The organism is Phenylobacterium sp., from assembly GCF_013911965.1.
Classification (GTDB): Bacteria; Pseudomonadota; Alphaproteobacteria; order Caulobacterales; family Caulobacteraceae; genus Phenylobacterium.
Window position 1 is genome coordinate 13,353 of sequence record NZ_JACESE010000025.1, and the last position, 18,875, is coordinate 32,227.

Annotated in this window: 19 protein-coding genes; 11 read left to right on the forward strand and 8 right to left on the reverse strand. The window is 71.3% G+C overall.

Annotation, left to right across the window (positions count from 1 at the left end):
- Positions 1 to 47 precede the first annotated feature (47 nt).
- The 3 genes from H2041_RS18045 to H2041_RS18055 are packed head-to-tail and all read left to right on the forward strand — an operon-like array spanning position 48 to position 1,965.
- Complete coding sequence (locus H2041_RS18045; RefSeq protein ID WP_293415126.1) at positions 48 to 410, forward strand: hypothetical protein; 363 nt, start codon at positions 48 to 50, stop codon at positions 408 to 410.
- The gene (locus H2041_RS18050; RefSeq protein ID WP_293415127.1) at positions 407 to 1,246 is read left to right on the forward strand and encodes a DUF3445 domain-containing protein; all 840 of its coding nucleotides are present in this window, start codon (positions 407 to 409) and stop codon (positions 1,244 to 1,246) included. The genes H2041_RS18045 and H2041_RS18050 overlap by 4 nt, the downstream gene beginning before the upstream one ends.
- A 32-nt stretch (positions 1,247 to 1,278) precedes the next feature.
- A complete protein-coding gene (locus tag H2041_RS18055) occupies positions 1,279 to 1,965 on the forward strand; it encodes a hypothetical protein (protein WP_293415128.1) in 687 nt (228 codons plus the stop codon).
- Positions 1,966 to 2,124: 159 nt separating this feature from the next.
- Here H2041_RS18055 and H2041_RS18060 read toward each other — a convergent pair whose 3' ends face one another.
- The 6 genes from H2041_RS18060 to hrcA form a co-directional block, all read right to left on the reverse strand.
- A complete protein-coding gene (locus tag H2041_RS18060; protein WP_293415129.1) occupies positions 2,125 to 3,552 on the reverse strand; it encodes an amidase in 1,428 nt (475 codons plus the stop codon).
- A gap of 85 nt (positions 3,553 to 3,637) precedes the next feature.
- Entirely contained in the window at positions 3,638 to 6,088 is a 2,451-nt protein-coding gene (gene gyrB / locus H2041_RS18065) for a DNA topoisomerase (ATP-hydrolyzing) subunit B (protein WP_293415130.1), read from the reverse strand.
- A 10-nt stretch (positions 6,089 to 6,098) separates the two neighbouring features.
- Positions 6,099 to 7,241, reverse strand: a complete 1,143-nt coding sequence (gene recF, locus H2041_RS18070) for a DNA replication/repair protein RecF (RefSeq protein ID WP_293415131.1) — start codon at positions 7,239 to 7,241, stop codon at positions 6,099 to 6,101.
- Between the two features lie 215 nt (positions 7,242 to 7,456).
- Positions 7,457 to 8,575 (reverse strand): DNA polymerase III subunit beta, encoded by a 1,119-nt coding sequence (gene dnaN, locus H2041_RS18075; protein ID WP_293415132.1) that lies wholly within the window; start codon positions 8,573 to 8,575, stop codon positions 7,457 to 7,459.
- Positions 8,576 to 8,718: 143 nt separating this feature from the next.
- Positions 8,719 to 9,336, reverse strand: coding sequence for a nucleotide exchange factor GrpE (gene grpE / locus H2041_RS18080; protein WP_293415133.1), 618 nt, complete (start codon positions 9,334 to 9,336; stop codon positions 8,719 to 8,721).
- A gap of 9 nt (positions 9,337 to 9,345) precedes the next feature.
- Positions 9,346 to 10,413, reverse strand: coding sequence for a heat-inducible transcriptional repressor HrcA (hrcA, locus tag H2041_RS18085; protein ID WP_293415134.1), 1,068 nt, complete (start codon positions 10,411 to 10,413; stop codon positions 9,346 to 9,348).
- Positions 10,414 to 10,542: 129 nt separating this feature from the next.
- On the opposite strand from hrcA, the gene rph reads away from it, so the two are divergent.
- On the forward strand, positions 10,543 to 11,259 hold the full coding sequence (rph, locus tag H2041_RS18090; RefSeq protein WP_293415135.1) for a ribonuclease PH: 717 nt from the start codon (positions 10,543 to 10,545) through the stop codon (positions 11,257 to 11,259).
- Positions 11,260 to 11,595: 336 nt separating this feature from the next.
- Here rph and H2041_RS18095 read toward each other — a convergent pair whose 3' ends face one another.
- Positions 11,596 to 11,832, reverse strand: coding sequence for a helix-turn-helix transcriptional regulator (locus H2041_RS18095; protein WP_293415136.1), 237 nt, complete (start codon positions 11,830 to 11,832; stop codon positions 11,596 to 11,598).
- A 12-nt stretch (positions 11,833 to 11,844) separates the two neighbouring features.
- Positions 11,845 to 12,375 carry a DUF2975 domain-containing protein gene (locus tag H2041_RS18100; protein WP_293415137.1) on the reverse strand — a complete coding sequence of 177 codons (531 nt, stop codon included), beginning with the start codon at positions 12,373 to 12,375 and terminating at the stop codon, positions 11,845 to 11,847.
- 384 nt (positions 12,376 to 12,759) lie between these two features.
- On the opposite strand from H2041_RS18100, the gene rdgB reads away from it, so the two are divergent.
- From rdgB to H2041_RS18135, 7 genes are all read left to right on the forward strand, one after another.
- Complete coding sequence (gene rdgB, locus H2041_RS18105; protein WP_293415138.1) at positions 12,760 to 13,362, forward strand: RdgB/HAM1 family non-canonical purine NTP pyrophosphatase; 603 nt, start codon at positions 12,760 to 12,762, stop codon at positions 13,360 to 13,362.
- Positions 13,359 to 14,513: a radical SAM family heme chaperone HemW gene (hemW, locus tag H2041_RS18110; RefSeq protein ID WP_293415139.1), complete on the forward strand. Its 1,155-nt coding sequence runs from the start codon at positions 13,359 to 13,361 to the stop codon at positions 14,511 to 14,513. Before rdgB ends, hemW begins: the two co-directional genes overlap by 4 nt.
- 44 nt (positions 14,514 to 14,557) lie before the next feature.
- Positions 14,558 to 15,442, forward strand: a complete 885-nt coding sequence (gene rsmI / locus H2041_RS18115; RefSeq protein ID WP_293415140.1) for a 16S rRNA (cytidine(1402)-2'-O)-methyltransferase — start codon at positions 14,558 to 14,560, stop codon at positions 15,440 to 15,442.
- Positions 15,429 to 15,824, forward strand: a complete 396-nt coding sequence (locus H2041_RS18120; RefSeq protein ID WP_293415141.1) for a YraN family protein — start codon at positions 15,429 to 15,431, stop codon at positions 15,822 to 15,824. Before rsmI ends, H2041_RS18120 begins: the two co-directional genes overlap by 14 nt.
- 13 nt (positions 15,825 to 15,837) lie before the next feature.
- Positions 15,838 to 16,656: a transglutaminase family protein gene (locus H2041_RS18125; protein WP_293415142.1), complete on the forward strand. Its 819-nt coding sequence runs from the start codon at positions 15,838 to 15,840 to the stop codon at positions 16,654 to 16,656.
- An 82-nt stretch (positions 16,657 to 16,738) separates the two neighbouring features.
- Complete coding sequence (gene gshB / locus H2041_RS18130; protein WP_293415143.1) at positions 16,739 to 17,686, forward strand: glutathione synthase; 948 nt, start codon at positions 16,739 to 16,741, stop codon at positions 17,684 to 17,686.
- Between the two features lie 159 nt (positions 17,687 to 17,845).
- The coding region (locus H2041_RS18135; protein WP_293415144.1) for a YifB family Mg chelatase-like AAA ATPase at positions 17,846 to 18,875 on the forward strand (1,030 nt) is incomplete at its 3' end.

Here is an 18,875-nt window from a genome sequence, read left to right on the forward strand (position 1 = left end):
TGCGGCGCGACGCTAGAGAGGCGGGGCGCGACGTGCAAGCTAGGGCCATGGTGTTTCGCTCGCCCCTTCCCCCCCGCCTCCTGCGCGGCCTCTTCGTGCTGCTGCTGGCCGCCGTCATCTACCTGTCCATCGCGCCGGGAGAGGCGACGCCGACCGCCGGCCTCTTCTGGGACAAGGCCCAGCACGCGATCGCCTACGCCGTCCTGGGCCTCGCGGGCCTGGCGGCCTTCGGCGGACGCTGGCCGGTGCTCGTGGCCCTCCTCGCCGTCAGCGGCGGGCTCGAGATCGCCCAGGCCCTGACGCCCTTCGGCCGCCAGGGCGATCTGCGCGACCTGGCCGCCAACGCCGGCGGCCTTCTCCTGGCCCTGCTGGCCTGGCGCCTTGGCCAGCGCCTGCGAGCGGCGGGATGACCGCCCTGCCGCACAGCCCCTGGGCCGAGGCGGGCGGCGACTTCACCATCGGCCTGCGGCCGATCCCGGAGGCGGCCTGGCTGGAAGGCGGGGAGGCCGAGCCCGCCGGCCGGAAGGACCGGCTGCTCAGGCGTCATCCCGAACTCGTCTGGGGCGAGCGGCCGGGCTCGCGCACCGCGCAGGCCGAGGCGTTGGAACTCGTGCGCGCCGCCGTCGGCGCCGCGGCGGCGACGGACGGACAGCCGCCCCTGCTGGCCGCCGCCCGCGCCGTTCCGGACGATCTCTGCCTGATGGAGAAGGTCGACGGGGCCTGGCGGCTGACCGCGCTGTCGCTCTGCGCGCCGAGCTTCTTCACCGCCGCCGACGCCCTTGGGAAGAGCCTTGCGGAACTGCACGATCCCGTGGACGGCTTCTCCAGCCGGTTCCTGCGGCGGGTGGAGCGCATCTTCGACGCCCTGCGGCCGGGGCTCATCCTGGAGCGGCGCAACTGGACGGTGGTGAATTCCGGCGAACTCTTCACCCCGCATGCGGCGCCGATCCGGGCGAGGATCGCCGACATCCCGCCACAGGACGCAGGCCGCATCCTTCACCTGCGGGTCGAGCGGCAGACCCTGCGCCGGCTGCCGCGGACGGGCGGCGCCCTCTTCACCATCCGCATCTGGCGCGCGCCTCTGGAGAGCCTGGCGGGAGAGCCGGAGCGCCTGGCGGCCTTCGCCCGCGCCTGGCGGACGGCCCGCCCGGACTTCCGCAACTACAAGGGGTTCGCCTCATACGACACGCTCGTGGAGGCCTTTCTTCGCGCCCAGGGAGAATCCTACAGCGTTAACGGGGTGTGAACGCGCAGCGTGGCCCCGAAGGAGTGCCCGCCATGCGTCTGCCGTCCATCCTGCCCGCCCTCGCGGTCCTGAGCCTCGGCCTTGCGGCCTGCGATCAGACCCCGAAGCCGAAGTTCGCGGAGAAGTCGGCCGAACCGGCGGCCGAAGCGCCGGCGGCCAAGGCGGGCGCGCCGCAGACCGTGGCCCAGGCCAACTGCTGCTGTTGCCAGTGCCCACCGGCCCAGACGGCCTGCGCGCCGGCCAGCGAGCCCGCCAAGGCGGCGGCGCAGAAGGCGGTCCACAAGCCGCAGGCCCGTCCGGCGCAAAGGCGACAGGTCCGCCACGAAGCGCCGCAGCGCTATGCCGAGCGGCCGCCGGAGCCGTCCGGGGAGCGCCACTACCGTCGCTATCAGGGCCCCGACATCCAGACCCGGGGCTTCGGCGCCTACGAACACGGCTATCAGCAGGGCTACGCCCAGGAAGGCTACAGCCAGCACGGCTACGCCGGCGGGCACGTCCCGGCGCCGCCGCCCCAGGTCTATGCCTATCGCGGCGGCCAGGTTCAGGGCGCCTATAGCGAGCACAGCCGCTATTCGGAAAGCGCCAGCGGCTACGCCTACGGCTACGGCCAGGGCGGCGGCTGTTGCGGTCCGCGGCCCCAGCGGGTGGAGGCGGCCGGCCGCGACGCCGGCGGCTACCTCACCTGGCCTGGGAAGAATGCGCCCGCGCCCTACTACTGAGGCGCCAGCGTCACCTTTTCCTGTCACAGTCTCAGCATCCCGGGGGGAGATTATGAGAATGCGTTCGCCGAGCGGGCCTCGGTTCACCTGGTATGAAGTCGCCGCCGTCGTGGTCTTCGCGGGCGCCGCCCTGCTGATGGCCAAGCTGGGCGTCGTCTACTAGTTCCAGATCGGCGGCTTGCGGTCCTTCCAGGGCAGCTCCGTCTCGAGCTGTCCGGCGAGGCGGTAGAGGGTGGCTTCGTCGGCGAAGCGGCCGGTGAACATCATGCCGATCGGCAGGCCGTCCTTCGACATCCACAGCGGCAGCGAGACCGAAGGCTGGCCGGTGAAGTTGGCCGGCGGCGTCGTGCCGTAGGTCGCCGCCTGGCGCCTGTCGAACTCGCGCGTGTCGGCCATCAGCGGGTCGAGCCAGTCGGCGCGGGGGGCCGGCGTGCTCATCACCGGCGAGAGGAAGACGTCGAAGTCCTCGAAGGCCGCCAGGATCTGGCGGTTGAGCAGGCGCAGTTCCTGGAAGCCCCAGAAGGCCTGGTTGCCGCTGATCCGCTTGCCGGCCTCGTAGGCGCGGCGGGCCAGCGGCCCGAGCTCGCCCTCGGCGGGCTCGCGGCCGAGCGCCTCGACCCAGCGCGAGACATTGGCCGAGGCGTTGGCCGCGCTGGCCAGCCCCTGGGCGCGGTAGAGGGCGCGGTAGTCGACGCCGAGGCCGCGCTCGAAAACCTCGTGGCCCAGATGGCGCAGAGCCTCGGCCGTGCGCTCCACCGCCGCCTGCATCTCCTCGGGGATGGGCTTTCCGCTCGGCGTTTCGGTGGACCAGGCGATGCGCAGGCGTCCCGGACTGCGCCCGACCTCGGCGAGATAGGGGCCGTCCTTGGCCGGCGCCTGGAAGGGGTCGCCGATCTGGGCGTAGCCCGTGGCGTCGAGCATGGCGGCGCTGTCGCGGACGGTGCGGCTGACCACGTGATGCACCGAAAAGCCCAGCGCCCCGTCGGAGACCTCGCAGATCGGCGTACGGTCGCGGGTGATCTTCATGCCCACCAGGCCGCAGCAGGCGGCCGGGATGCGGATGGAGCCGAGGCCGTCGCTGGCGTGGGCCAGCGGGACCATGCCGGCGGCCACAGCCGCCGCGGCGCCGCCGGACGAGCCGCCGGAGATATGCTCCGGATTCCAGGGATTGCGACAGACGCCGAGCCGCTCGGAAATGGTCACCCCGGGAATGCCGAACTCGGGCGTGTTGGTCTTGCCGGCCAGGACGACGCCGGCGGCGCGGTAGCGGCGGACCAGTTCGCTGTCGTCGGGGTCGGCGGCCACCTGGGCGAACCGGCTGCCGGAGGTGCGCGGCCAGCCCTCGACCCGGGCGCCCAGGTCCTTGATCAGGAAGGGCACGCCCCGGAACGGACCGTCCGGCAGGTCGCCGGAGGCGGCGGCGCGCGCCTCGTCATAGGCCTTGTAGACGACGGCGTTGAGCTTGCCGTCATGGCGCTCGATGCGTTCGATCGCCGCTTCCAGCACCTCGGCCGGGCTGACCTCGCCGCGGGCCATCAGCTCCGCCAGGCCCAGCCCGTCGTAGTCCGCATACTCCGCGAACGCCATCCTGTCCTCCTGCCCGTTTCCCGGTGCGTTTCCTCAGGGACGCAGGGTCGGGCAGGCCGGCGCGGGAGTCCAGCCGCTCGGGAGCCTAGACGTCGACCTCGGCGTCCAGGGCGTTGTCCTGGATGAACTCGCGCCGCGGCTCGACCAGATCGCCCATCAGGCGGGTGAACATGTCGTCGGCGTCGTCGCCGTGGGTGACCTTCACCTGCAGCAGGGTGCGGGCCTCGGTGTCGAGCGTGGTCTCCCACAGCTGGTCCGGGTTCATCTCGCCCAGGCCTTTGTAGCGCTGGATGGAGAGGCCGCGGCGGCCCGCCTCCATCACCGCGTTGAAGAGGTCGAGCGGCCCGCGCACGACCGTCGTCTTGTCGCGGCGCACGAAGCTGGCGGCGCCGGAGAAGGTCTCCGCCATGGCCTTGGCGCGCTCGGCGAGGCGCAGGGCGTCGGCGGCGTGCAGCAGCAGGTCGTCGAGAACCACGCGCTCGGAGACGCCGCGGCGCACGCGGCTGAAGACATAGCCGCCATTGACCCCGGTCTCGCCCGTCCAGGGCCCGTCGCCCTCCTCGGCGTAGAGGTTGAGCCGCTCGGCCGCCCTGGCCAGATCGCCGGCCTCGCCCATCAGGCCGGCCAGCGCCGCCTGCTCGATGGCGAAGGCGGGCGCGCGGGACGACAGGCGGTCGATATTGGCCTTGGCGGCCCGTGCGGTCTGGACCAGCGCCAGCAGGTCGCCGCCCGCCAGCTGCTCACCGGAATCCAGCGTCAGGGTCGCGCCGTCCACGCCCTCGTCGATCAGGAAGGTCTCGAGCTCGGAGTCGTCCTTGAGGTAGCGGACCGACTTGCCCTTGGTGGCCTTATAAAGCGGCGGCTGGGCGATATAGAGGTAGCCGCGCTCGATCACCTGCGGCATCTGCCGGTAGAAGAAGGTCAGCAGCAGGGTCCGGATGTGGGCGCCGTCGACGTCGGCGTCCGTCATGATGACGATCTTGTGGTAGCGGATCTTCTCGATGTCGAAGTCCTCACGCCCGATGCCGGCGCCGAGCGCCGTGATCAGGGTGCCGACCTGGTCCGACGACAGCATCTTGTCGAAGCGCGCCCGTTCGACGTTCAGGATCTTGCCGCGCAGGGGCAGGACGGCCTGGTTCTCGCGGTTGCGCGCCTGCTTGGCCGAGCCGCCGGCGGAGTCGCCCTCCACGATGAAGAGCTCGGACTTGGCGGGGTCCTTCTCCTGACAGTCGGCGAGCTTGCCGGGCAGGGAGGTGATGTCGAGCGCCGACTTGCGCCGCGTCAGCTCGCGGGCCTTGCGAGCCGCCTCGCGGGCGGCCGCGGCCTCGGCGATCTTCTGGACGATCATCCGGCCTTCGTTCGGGTGCTCCTCGAACCAGGTGGCCAGGCCGTCGGAGACCAGGCCTTCCACGGCCGGCCGCACCTCGGAGGAGACCAGCTTGTCCTTGGTCTGGGACGAGAACTTCGGGTCGGGCACCTTGACCGACAGCACGCAGGTCAGGCCCTCGCGCGCGTCCTCGCCCGACAGCGAGACCTTCTCCCGCCGCGCCGCGCCGGAGCTTTCGGCATAGCCGGTGACGATGCGGGTGAGCGCCGAACGGAAGGCGGCCAGGTGGGTGCCGCCATCCTTCTGCGGGATGTTGTTGGTGAAGCAGAGGACGTTCTCGTGGAAGCCGTCGTTCCACCAGAGCGACAGGTCCACCTCCACCGTGTCGCGGCGGCCGCGGATCACGATGGGGTCCTTGATCAGCGGGGTCTTGGCCTTGTCCAGGTGGCGGACGAAGGCCTCGATGCCGCCTTCGTACGACATGACCTCCTCGAACGGCTCGGCGTCGCGGTGGTCCTTCAGCCAGATGGTCACGCCGGAGTTCAGGAAGGCGAGCTCGCGCAGGCGGTGCTCCAGCGTCTTCCGGTCGAAGTCGATGAAGGCGAAGGTTTCGAGGGACGGGAGGAAGGTGACCTCGGTGCCCGACAGGGGCTCGCCGTTCTCGCGCAGGGGCGCATCGCCGGTCACCACGAGCGGGGAGACCGCGTCGCCGCGGCGGAACTCCATCTCGTGGCGCTTGCCGCCGCGATAGATTTTCAGCTTCAGCCAGTCGGACAGGGCGTTGACGACCGAGACGCCGACGCCGTGCAGGCCGCCGGAGACCTTGTAGCTGTTCTGGTCGAACTTCCCGCCGGCGTGCAGCTGGGTCATGATGACCTCGGCCGCCGAGACGCCCTCGCCCTCGTGCATGTCCACGGGAATGCCCCGGCCGTCGTCGGTCACGGTGACCGAGCCGTCGCCGTTGAGGATCACCTCCACGCGGCTGGCGTAGCCGGCCAGCGTCTCGTCGATGGCGTTGTCCACCACCTCATAGACCATGTGGTGCAGGCCCGAGCCGTCGTCGGTGTCGCCGATATACATGCCCGGCCGCTTGCGCACCGCGTCCAGGCCCTTGAGCACCTTGATGGATTCGGCGCCGTATTCGGCCTGGCCGTTGCTCTTCGGCGTCTCGCCGGAGCCCTGGGGGCCGCCTTGGGTCTCGTCGGTCATGCGGGTCTTCTTACGCGTCCAATGGGGCCAGGCCGGAAGCGTCCACCCGGACGCCCTGGGCTCGGCCGCGAAGATCTTCGAACAGGTGCTCGTCGGTTCCGGTCAGGAAGGCCTGCAGGCCGAGCGCCTCGATTTCGTCGAACAGCGCCCCCCGCCGGCGGCGGTCCAGATGCGCTGCGACTTCATCCAGTAACAATATAGGGTTTGGCGCTGATTCTGCACGCGAAAGTCTCGCCGCCTGGGCCAGGACGAGGTTGAGAATCAGGGCCTTCTGCTCGCCCGTGGAGCATTCGGCCGCCGGGCGGTCCTTTTCGGCGTGGACGACCGCCAGGTCGCCGCGATGGGGCCCGGTCAGCGCCCGGCCGGCCGCGGCGTCACGCTCGCGCGCGTCCGCCAGGGCGCGCACGAGACGGGACTCGATCTCCTGGACCGCCACGCCCTGGGCCGCCATCTGCTCCCAGTCGCCGGTGAGCGAGAGCCGCGCCTGGGGAAAGGGGCGCTCGCCCCGCTCGTCGATCTCGGCCTGCAGGTCCGCCAGGGTCGCCGCGCGCGCCTGCGCCATCAGGGCCCCGGCCTCGCCCATGCGGGCCTCCAGGGCCGTCAGCCAGGCGGGATCGTCCGGTCCGTCGGTCAACAGGCGCATGCGCTCCCGTTGCGCCTTCTCGTAGGCCGAGGCCTGGGCGGCATGGCCGGGCCGGGCGGCATAGACGAGGCGGTCGAAGAAGCGCCGGCGCTCCGAGGCGCCCTCCAGGAAGAGCCGGTCCTGGGCCGGGGTCAGCCACACCTGGCGCTGCACCTCGGCCAGCCGCCCCGGCGGGACCGTCTCGCCGTCCAGCCGCACGATGCGGCGAGGCGCGCCGGCCTGCTCGACGCCCGTCCCGAGGCGCACGGCCTCGTCGCCCAGGCGAATCTCCGCGGCCACGGCCCAGGCCCGGCCGCGGGGCTCCCCCGGCAGCCGGCGGCCCAGCTCGGCGATGGGCGAGCCGCGCAGGCCCCGCCCCGCGGTCAGCAGGGAGACCGCCTCCAGCAGGTTGGTCTTCCCCGCCCCGTTGGACCCGAAGAGATAGACCGCCCGCCCGTCCAGGGGCAGCTCCGCGCGCGCATAGGAGCGGAAGTCGGTCAGCGTCAGGCGGGTGAGGGCGGCGCGGGTCACGCAGGGCTCATAGCCGGTTTCCCGGCCAGGCGCGAAATCCGTCGCATAAGGATACCTTTATGTCCCCCTTGACCGCCGCGTGGAGATGGGCTTTCTGCCCCCATCGCGCCTGGGGCGCGGGCAGGGCCTCGCCATGCGCCTGTCGCCCGCGTTCCGGGCGCGGGCCAGCCGCCAATTCTCCGAATGTGTTGAGCCGCCGAGGCGGCCGCGCGGGATCAGACCCGCAGCGGCATGAGCACGTACTGGACGTCGGCGTCGCCGGGATCGAGCACCAGGGCCGGGTCGTTGGGCCCGCCGAAACGGAACTCCGCCGCCTCGCCGCTGATCTGATCGGTGACGTCCAGCAGGTAGCGGGCGTTGAACGACAGTTCGAAGGACTCGCCGGCGTAGTCGGCCTCGATCTCCTCCACCGCCTGGCCGGCTTCCATGTTGCGCACGGTGAGCACGACGCGCCCCGGTTCGATGGCCATGCGGACCGAGCGGCTCTTCTCGGCCGAGATGGTCGCCACGCGGTCGACCGCCTTGGCGAAGAGCTTGTTGTCGATGCGCAGGATGCGGTCGTTGTCCTTCGGGATCACGCGCCCGTAGTCGGGGAAGGAGCCGTCGATGACCTTGGAGGTCAGGGCCGCGCCGCCCAGTTCGAACCGCACCTTCTGGGCCGAGACCTGCAGGTCGATCTGCTCGCCCGCGTCGTCCAGCAGGCGGCGGGCCTCGCCGACCGTCTTGCGCGGGACGATGACGCCGGGCGCGCCGGCCGCGCCCTCGGGCGCCGGCATCTCGGCGAGCGCCAGACGGTGGCCGTCGGTCGCCACGGCGCGCAGCTTGGCGATCCCGCCCTCGTTCACCACGTGGACATAGAGGCCGTTCAGATAGTAGCGCGTCTCCTCGGTGGAGATGGCGAACCGCGTCTTGTCGATCAGGCGGATCAGCTCGTTCACATCCACGCCGATGCGCCCCGACAGGCCCTCGGCCGACATGACCGGGAAGTCGCCCGCCGGCAGGACCGGCAGGTTGAAGCGCGAGCGGCCGGCCTGGACGGTCAGGCGCGGATCCTCGCCGGTGAAGCTCAGCGCGACGTCGGCGCCTTCCGGCAGCTTGCGGACGATCTCGTAGAGGGTGTGGGCCGGCGCGGTGATCTGGCCAGGCTGGTCCACCTGGGCCAGGGCCTCGTCGATGATCTCGAGGTCGAGGTCGGTGGCCGAGAAGGTCAGCCGGTCGCGCTCCGCCGAGAGCAGCACATTGGACAGGATCGGGATGGTGTTGCGGCGCTCCACGGCGCTCTGCACATGCCCCAGCGCCTTCAACAGCGCCGCCCGTTCGATCGTAAGCTTCATGATGCGGTCCGAACCTCCGTGCGCCGGCGGTGTGATTCGCAGGCGCCCCCCGGATGGAGGGGACTTGGGACTTTAATCATTTGCCGCGCCTGCGAAAGCCCCCGGCGGGACCTTGCGGCCCCGCCGCGCGGCGGTTTTTTGGCTCAAGCCTTGGTGTCGACCGAGCCGCCGGCGTCCTCGGTCCCGCCGGACGCATAGGGATTCGCGCCTCCGGCGTTCTCCGCCGTCGGAGCTTCGCCGCCGGAGCCCTTGGCGGCCACCACCACCATGGCCGGGCGCACGATGCGGCCGAACAGCTCATAGCCGGTCTGAAGCACCTGGATGACGCCGCCCGCGGCCACGTCCTCGGCAGGCTGCTCCATCATGGCCTGGTGCTTGTGGGGATCGAACTTCTCGCCCTTGGTCGGGTCGATCTTCTTCAGGCCGTTGCTCTCGAAGGCCTGCTGCAGGGCCTTCTCGGTCATCTCGACGCCCAGCACGAAGTTCTTCACCGCCGGATCTTCCGAGCCGGTCGGCGCGGCGGCCGTGGCGCGGGACAGGTTGTCGGCGGCGCCGAGCAGGTCGCGGGCGAATTTCTGGATGGCGTAGGCGCGCGCGTCATTGGCTTCGCGCTCGGCCCGTCGCTTGGTGTTCTCGGCTTCGGCGGCGAAGCGCAGCACCTGCTCCTTCAGCGAGGCGTTCTCCGCCCGCAGGGCCTCGATGTCGTGCAGGGCGGCCTCGGCCACGGCCTCGGTTTCGGCCGGCGTATGATCGTCGGTCATCTTCTATCCTTACGCGTTCATCACCTGGCCCAGCACCCGGGCGGTGTAGTCCACCAACGGAATGATGCGGGCGTAGTTCAGGCGGGTCGGGCCGATCACGCCGATCGCGCCCAGAACCTTCTGTCGCCCCGTCATATAGGGCGCCGCGATCACGGAGGAACCCGAAAGCGAAAAGAGTCGCGTCTCTGCGCCGATGAAGATCCGCACCCCCTGCGCCTCGCGCACCCCGTCGAGAAGGCCGATCAGCTGGCCCTTCTGCTCCAGGTCGTCGAACAGCATCCGGACCCGTTCCAGGTCCTCCAGCGCTTCGCGGTCGCCGAGCAGATTGGCGCGCCCGCGGACGATCAGGGCGCGTTCGGGGCCGTCGCCGCCGCTCCAGGCGGCCAGGCCGTCCTCCACCAGGCGGGCCGCCTTCTCGTCGAGCTCGCGCCGGGCGTGGTCGAGCTCCTGGCTGACCTCCTTGCGCGCCTCGTCCAGGGATTTGCCGCGCAGCCGGGTGTTGAGGAAGTTGGAGGCCTCCTGCAGGGCCGAGGGCGTGACGCCGGCGCCGAGGGACATCAGGCGGTTCTCCACCGCGCCGTCCTCGAACACCATGATGGCCAGCGCCTGTTCGCCGCCGAGGGCCACGAACTCCACATGCTTGACCTCGGCGTCGCGGACCGGCGTGACCACCACGCCCGCCCCGCCGGCCAGGCCCGACAGCAGCGAACTGGCCTCGTTCAGCGCCTCCTCGAAGCTGCGGCCCTGGACCTTCAGCCGGCTCTCGATCAGCCGCCGCTCGTCCTCGCCCACGTCGCCCACCTCCAGCAGGCCGTCGACGAAGAGGCGCAAGCCCGCATGGGTGGGCATGCGGCCGGCGCTGACATGCGGCGCGCCCAGCAGGCCGAGCTGGGTCAGGTCCTGCATGGTGTTGCGGATGGAGGCCGGCGAGAGCGAGACGCCGCCGCGCGAGATGGTGCGCGAGCCCACCGGCTCGCCCGTCTCGAGATAGGTCTCGACGATGCGGCGGAAGATGTCGCGCGCCCGCTCGTCCAGTTCGGCGAGCGAAGGCCCGCGGGAGAGCAGAGGTGTCGTCACGGTCGCGGCGTCGGCCAGCTCGTTTCATTGGGGCCCATGGACGGGCCGTTCGTATTTTAGGATAAGCGCCCGCCGCGCCCGTGCAAGAGAGCTGGGCGCCCCCAGACGCCTGCCCGGAAAGGTTCTTCCATGCGCCCATCGCAACGCGCGGCCGACATGCTGCGCCCCGTCACCCTGGAGACCGGCGTCAACCGCTACGCGGAGGGCTCCTGCCTGGTCAGCTTCGGCCACACCAAGGTGCTGGTCACCGCCAGCCTGGAAGAGAGCGTGCCGCCCTTCCTGCGCGGGCGCGGCCAGGGCTGGGTGACCGCCGAGTACGGCATGCTGCCGAGATCCACCCACACCCGCGGCCGACGCGAGGCGGCCCAGGGCAAGCAGTCGGGCCGCACGCAGGAGATCCAGCGCCTGATCGGCCGCTCCCTGCGGGCCGTCACCGACATGAAGGCGCTGGGCGAGCGGCAGATCTCGCTCGACTGCGACGTGATCCAGGCCGATGGCGGCACGCGGACGGCCTCGATCACCGGCGCCTGGGTCGCCCTGCGCCTGGCCACGCGCTACCTGATGGACGAGGGCGTCATTGCGGCCGACCCGATCCTCGACCAGGTGGCCGCCGTCAGCTGCGGGGTCTTCCAGGACGTCCCGGTCCTCGACCTCGACTATGACGAGGACTCCAGCGCCGAGGCCGACGCCAACTTCGTCCTGACCGGCAATGGCGACATCGTCGAGATTCAGGCGACCGGCGAGAAGCGCGGCTTCACCCGGGCCGAGTTCGAGACCCTCTTCGACCTGGCGCGCAAGGGCATGGACGAGCTCTTCGCCCTGCAGCGGGCGGCCGTCGGCGGCTGATCGGCGACAAAAAACGGCCGGACGCGGGGGGAGCGTCCGGCCGTCATTTCAAGGCCTGCCTGGCGGCGCGGCGGAGCGCCGCCGGCGGGTCTTAGAAACCGATGAGGATGTTGCGCTGAGCCGTGGCCGGCATACGGGCCAGCTCGTGGGACAGCGGGGCCATCCAGCGGGTGATGAAGCGCTCGATCGCGGCGAACATGATCTGCCTCTCTGTGTGCAGTGCAACAATGTTGCAGTGCATATAGGCTCCGGGCGCCGGGCCTTCAACGGCGCAGATCAAATTTTTGACGCGGGCGCTGCAATCTCACGGGACGGTGTTGTTGCGGCGCAACAAGCTTAGCCGTCGTCCTCGAAGCTGTCGTCGCCGGGGCCCGGCTCATAGTGCAGGATGTCGCCCGGCTGGCAGTCCAGTTCGCGGCACAGCGCGGCCAGGGTGGAGAAGCGGACCGCCCGCGCCTTGCCCGTCTTCAGGATCGACAGGTTGGCGATGGTCACGCCGACGCGGTCGGCCAGTTCGGTCAGCGACATGCGCCGTTCGAGGAGCACGCGGTCGAGTTGCACGCGGATGGGCACGGGCGCGGTCCCCTAGATGGTCAGTTCGGCTTCGCGGCGAAGGCGGGCGCCTTCCCGGAACACTTCGGCGAGGACGAAGACCACCAGCACCGAGAACCAGGCGGTGAGCGAAAGGGTCGGCTCCACGGCGCTGGAATCCGGCAGAATCCAGCTCGACAGGCCCCAGAAGGCGTAGCGGCCGAGCTCCAGCCCCGCCAGGATGAGGCCGATCATGCGCAGCCGCGCCACATTGTCCGGATGGAACGGATCGCCCGCTGTCAGCGTGCCGAAGATCCGCCGCAGCTGGGCGACGATCACCAGGACGCCGCCCATATAGAGGGCCGCGGCCATCAGGCCCACGGCGATGACCGGGCCGCGGTTGGTGACCTCCTCGCCTCCGGCCGTCACCGAAAGGTCGGCCAGCCAGTCCGGATTGAAGGAGAAGAGGAGGGCCGCCAGCATCAGCAGGCCGACGACGCTCACCCCGATCCAGAGGGCGATGAAGACCACGTCGAGGATGATCTTCAGAAAGCTCGAAACCGAGCCTGGCCCCAGCGCCCGCATGGCCGCCCTCCCCTTGGCGATGATCCCTGGCGGAAGCTTAGAGGATGGAGGCGCCGGCCACCACGGTCAGCACCGGAAGGGCGGCGAGGCAGATGGCGCAGGCCAGGGCGGCGCGGTCGAAGGTCGCGGAAAAGCTGAAGCGGGTCATGGGTTTGTCCTTTCGAAACGGGTCGGCGCTTGGGCCGGGAAGCGATGTGGAGCGGCTCGCTCCATGTCGATAGTCGATACGGGCTTGCCGTTTCTCGATCAAGGAAATTATCGAAAAACGATATTAAATCGGTGTAACTTCGTGACGGATCGTTCATCTGCGCAACGCCCCCGGCGCCGGTTTGCGGGGGGGCTGGCCGCCCCCTATTCTCCGCCGCCCAAACCCATGGAGGCCTCATGACCATCAGGCTCGAACCCGGCGCGCGGCTGGTGGTGGCGACGCACAATCCCGGCAAGGCGCGCGAACTGGCGGCCATGCTGGAGAATCGCTTCGAACTGGTGACGGCCGGCGACCTCGGCCTCGCCGAACCGGAGGAGACCGAGACCACCTTCGTCGGCAACGCCCTGCTGAAGGCTCGCGCCGCCGCCCGCGCCAGCGGTCTGGCGGCCATCGCCGACGATTCCGGCCTCAGCGTCGCGGCGCTGGACGGGGCGCCGGGGGTCTATTCCGCACGCTGGGCCGGACCGGAAAAGGACTTCGCCCTCGCCATGCGAAAGGTGGAAGAGCGGCTCGAGGCCGCCGAAAGCGACGACCGCGCCGCCTGGTTCACCTGTGCGCTCGCCGTGGCCTGGCCGGACGAGGGGCCGATGCTGGTGGTCGAGGGCCGGGTGGACGGGACGCTCACCTTCCCGGGCCGGGGGACGCGCGGCTTCGGCTACGATCCCATCTTCGTGCCCGAGGGCCATGCCCAGACCTTCGGCCAGATGGATCCTGCGGCCAAGGACGCCATGAGCCACAGGGCGCGCGCCTTCGAAAAGCTCAAGGCCGCCCTCTTTTGAGCGGGCCGCCGCCAAGTCTGGGCGTCTACGTCCACTGGCCCTATTGCGCCCGCATCTGCCCCTATTGCGACTTCAACGTCTATCGCGACCGGGGGCGGGCCGAGGAGCAGGCGGCCCTGGTCGCCGCCATCGGGCGGGACCTTTCGGCCCAGGCGGAGCTGACCGGAAGCCGGCGGCTGGTGTCGGTCTTCTTCGGCGGCGGCACGCCCTCCCTCATGGCCCCCGAGGCGGCGGGCGAGATCCTGGACCTGGCCCGCTCGCTGTGGACGCCGGCCGAGGACCTCGAGGTGACGCTGGAGGCCAATCCCACGGATGCGGAGGCGGCGCGCTTCGCCGCCTTCGCGGCCGTCGGCGTGAACCGGCTGTCCCTGGGGGTGCAGGCCCTGGACGACGCGGCCCTGGCCTTTCTCGGCCGCGACCATGACGCCGCCGCGGCGCGGCGGGCGCTCCAGACCGCCGCCCGCGCCTTTCCGCGCCTGTCGCTGGACCTCATCTACGCCCGGCCGGGGCAGACCGCCGCGGCCTGGCGGGCGGAACTCGCCGAGGCGCTGTCCTACGGGCCCGAACACGTCTCGCCCTATCAGCTGACCATCGAGCCGGGCACGGCCTTCGACCGCGCCGTCCGCCGGGGGCGGATCGTCCCGCCCGCCGACGACGTGGCCGCCGGCCTCTTCGAGACGACCCAGGAGGTCCTCTCGGCGGCCGGATTCGAGGCCTACGAAGTCTCCAACCATGCGCGCGGCCCCGCGGCGCGGTCGCGGCACAACCTCGTCTACTGGCAGGGCGAGGACTATGTCGGCGCCGGTCCTGGGGCGCATGGTCGCATCACGCGGCCGGAGGGCCGCCTGGCCACGGTGGCCGCTGCGCGGCCGGCGGACTACATCGCCGAGGTCGGCCGGACGGGCGCAGGCTTCGCCAGCCAGGAGACGCTGAGCGCCGTGGAAGCGGCCGAGGAGCGGGTGCTCACGGGGCTCCGGATCGAGGCCGGCGTGGCTTTCGCAGAGGTGTCGGCGCTCGGCCTGTCCCCCGGCCATCCGCGCGTGACGGCGCTCCGCGAAGCGGGTCTCATCGCGCAGGACGACTTGAGGTTGCGCTCCACCGCGGCGGGGCGGCTCGTCCTTGACCACGTCACCCGGCGCCTGCTGGTCTGACGGCGACGCTTGCCTTGCCCGCCGCAACCGGCGATCCCTTAACCATGGCCCGATCGATCGAACCGCCCCCGCTGTCGACCGCTCCCCTGGCGCCGGGGCTCTACGTGGTGGCCACGCCCATCGGAAACCTGCGCGACATCACCCTGCGAGCGCTCGACGTCCTGGCCGCCGCCGACCTAGTTCTGGCGGAGGATACGCGGGTGACCGGAAAGCTTCTTTCCGCCTACGGGATATCCGCCCGAATGGAGCGGCACGACGAGCACGCCGCCGAGCGCGCCCGGCCCAAGGCGCTGTCGGTGCTCGCCGAAGGCGGCCGCGTGGCGCTGGTCTCCGACGCCGGCACCCCGCTCATCTCCGATCCCGGCTACCGGCTGGTGCGCGAGGCCGCCGCCGCCGGATACGCCGTGCACCCCATTCCCGGCGCCTCGGCCCTCCTGGCGGGGCTGTCCGTGGCCGGCCTGCCCAGCGACCGCATCCTGTTCGCCGGCTTCCCGCCCCCGCGCAGCGCGGCGCGGCGCACCTTCTTCGAGGAGGTGGCCGGCGTGCGCGCGACCCTGGTCTTCTTCGAGGGCGCCTCACGGCTGGGGGAGAGCCTGGCGGACATGGCCGCCGTCTTCGGCCCGCGCGAGGCGGTGGTCTGCCGGGAACTGACCAAGCTCTATGAGACGGTGGTTCGCGCGCCGCTGGACCAACTGGCCGCCGACCCGGCGCTCGCCGCGCCGAAGGGCGAGATCGTCGTGCTGGTGGCGCCCGGGCGCGAAGCCGAGGCCACGGCCGACGACGCCGACCGGGCGCTCGCCGAGGCGCTCTCGCGCCTGAAGCCCGCCGAAGCCGCCGGGGAGGTCGCCCGGGCCCTCGGCCTGCCGCGGCGCGACCTCTATCGCCGGGCGCTGGAACTGAAGGCGGAGCCCGCCCGTGACGAGGCCTGAGCCCGCCGCGGCCGCGGCCCGGGTCCGCCGCGGCGGCGCGGCGCGACGCTCGGGCCGGCGAGCCGAGGCCTGGGCCGCCCTGTGGCTGATGCTGAAAGGCTACCGGATCCTGGGCTTCCGCCTGCGGACCCGGCTGGGCGAGATCGACCTTCTGGCGCTGAAGGGGAAGGTGCTGGCGGTGGTGGAGGTCAAGAGCCGCACCACGCTCGCCGCCGCTCTGGAGGCGGTCGGCCCCGAGCAGCGCGAGCGCCTGCGCCGGGCCGGCGAGTCCGTGCTCCGGTCGCGTCCGGGGCTGAGGGGGGCGGCCGTGCGCCTCGATCTGGTGGCGCTGGCGCCCGGGCGATGGCCCCGGCACCGGGCCGACGCCTGGAACGGGGGCTGAAGGGAGGCGCGACATGACTCGAGAAGAAGCCGAAGCCGCCATCCGATCGGCCGGGACGGTCGAGGACGACGAGGCCTTTCCGCTGCTGGAGGCGGCCGTCGCCTGCGCCCTTCACGACGATCCGGGCCGCGAAGGCCACCCGGCCTTCGACCTGGCCGCCGCCGGGGTCGAACGGCTGGTCCAGCGGCTGAAGCGGGAATCGCCGGAGGAGGCGCTGGCCGAGACCCTGTCGGGCGACCTGCGCCTCACGGGCGATCTGCTGACCTACGAACACCCCGACAACGCCGACGTCATCGCCGTGGCCCAGCGGCGCAAGGGCCTGCCTGTGGCGCTCGGCGTCTTCTATCTGCACGTGGCCAAGAAGGGCGGGCTCAACGTCAAGGGCGTCGACTTCCCCGGCCACTTCCTGCTGCGGATCGAGACCCGCGAAGGACCGCTGGCCCTGGACCCGTTCAGCGAGGGGCGGGTGGTCCTGCCCTCGGAACTCACGCGCCGGGCCCTGCATGCCGGACTGACGCCAAACGTGGCCGACCGGCTCGACGTGCTCATGACGCCCGCCTCCGACCGCGCCGTGCTGATCCGGCTGCAGAACAACATCTTCGCCAGGGCCGCCGCGGTGAAGGACTTCGCCCGCGCCGAGCGGGCCGCCCTGCGCCGCGCCCTGCTCGATCCGAAGGACCACCGGCCCTGGCTGGACGTGGCCGCCGCGCGCGAAGGGCAGGGGGCGCTCGCCGGCGCGCTGGAGGCGCTCGCCCGCGCCAGCGAGCTGGATCAGGGGGCGGCGCTGGCCGCCCGCGCCCAGCGCGAGCGGGTCCGTCTGCGCCTCAACTGAGCGGGCCTTCAGCATTCCTCCGCTGGCGCTCGGGCCGGCGCCCGCCTATGTCGGGACCGCAGATTGCACGGGAGCACGCGCCATGGGCCTGAAGGTCGCCGTCCAGATGGACCCCCTCGAGAAGATCAACATCGACGGGGACACGACCTTCCTCATGATGCTGAGCGCCCAGGCGCGCGGGCACGAGCTGTGGGTCTACACGCCCGACCGCCTGGCCCTGGAAGGCGGCCGCGCCATGGCCCGGGGCCGGCCGGTGAGCGTGCAGGACGTCAAGGGCGACCATGCCCGCTTCGGCGACTGGGAGCAGAAGGACCTGTCGGAGATGGACGTCGTTCTGCTGCGGCAGGATCCGCCCTTCGACATGGCCTACATCACCACCACGCACATCCTGGACGCCATCCATCCGAAGACCCTGGTGGTGAACAATCCGACCGAGGTGCGCAACGCCCCGGAGAAGCTCTTCGTCACCACCTTTCCGGGCGTGCAGCCGCCGACCCTGATCACCTCCGACGTCGAGGCGATCTATGAATTCCGCGCCCACCACGGCGACATCGTCCTGAAGCCGCTCTATGGCGGCGGCGGGTCGGGCGTGGCGCGGCTGATGGCCGACGATCCCAATCTCGACGCCCTGCTCGAGCTGCACGCGATGATCGGCCGCGAGCCGGTGATCGCCCAGAAGTTCATTCCGGCCGTCTCCAAGGGCGACAAGCGCATCCTGCTGGTGGACGGAGAGCCGGTCGGCGCGATCAACCGCGTTCCGAACAGCGGCCAGATCCGCTCGAATCTGCGGGTGGGCGGAAGGGCGGAGGCGGTCGACCTGACCGCTCGCGACCGGGAACTTTGCGCCACGATCGGGCCGGAGCTGAAGCGGCGGGGGCTCCTCTTCGTCGGCATCGACGTGATCGGCGACTACCTGACGGAGATCAACGTCACCTCGCCCACCGGGGCGCGGCAACTGCTCCGCTTCACCGGCGTGGACGCCACCGACATCCTGTGGGACCGTATCGAGGCGATCCGGGCGCGGGCATAGATAACCCGGATCCGGCGGGGCTTCCGTTTCAGGATTGTCTCACCTTCCCTTTGTGTTCTAAGTTTGTTCTCGGTCCGAGCCAGAGCCTGGGGCGGTCTGTGGATAAATTCGCCCTGCACGGACGATGACCGGCGGGGCCCGCGGGCGGGGATTGAAGACATGACCGGAGTGGTCACCGTCGCCTTCGAGGGCGTCGAGGCGCGGCGGGTGGACGTCGAGGTCCAGCTGACCGGCGGGGCGGTCGCCTTCGTGGTCGTCGGCCTGGGCGACAAGGCGGTCGCGGAAAGCCGCGAGCGGGTGCGGGCGGCCTTCGCCGGCCTTGGCCTGGCCCTTCCGGCGCGACGCATCATCGTCAACCTCGCCCCGGCCGATCTGCCCAAGGAGGGCAGCCACTACGACCTCGCCATCGCCCTGGCGGTGATGTCGGCCATGGGCATCATCCCGCCCGACGCCCTCGCCGGCTGGGCGGCCGTGGGCGAGCTCTCCCTGGACGGACGGATCGTCCAGGTGGCCGGCGCCCTGCCCGCCGCCGTCGCGGCCGGGGCCATGGACCTCGGCCTGATCTGCCCCGAGGCCTGCGGGGCCGAGGCCGCCTGGTCGGGCCAGACGAAGATCCTGGCCGCCCCCTCCCTGGTCGCCCTGGTGAACCATTTCCGCGGGACTCAGATGCTCTCCGCGCCCGTGGCCGGGCCGGTGGTCGACGGCGCGCGCGTCCCCGACCTGCGCGACGTGAAGGGCCAGGAGGGCGCCAAGCGGGCGCTGGAGATCGCCGCCGCCGGCGGCCACAACCTGCTCTTCATGGGCCCGCCGGGTTCGGGCAAATCGATGATGGCGGCCCGCCTGCCGGGCCTCCTGCCGCCCCTGTCGCCGGCCGAGCTGCTCGAGACCTCCATGATCCACTCGGTGGCCGGCCTGATCGCCAAGGGGGAGCTCACCCGCCAGCGTCCCTTTCGCACGCCTCACCACTCGGCCAGCATGGCGGCCCTGACCGGGGGCGGACTGAAGGCCAAGCCGGGCGAGGTCTCCCTCGCCCACAACGGCGTCCTCTTTCTCGACGAGCTGCCGGAGTTCTCGGCCCAGGCCCTGGATTCCCTGCGCCAGCCGCTGGAGACGGGCGAGGTGGTCGTCGCCCGCGCCAACGCCCACATCCGCTATCCCGCGCGCTTCCAGCTGGTGGCGGCGATGAATC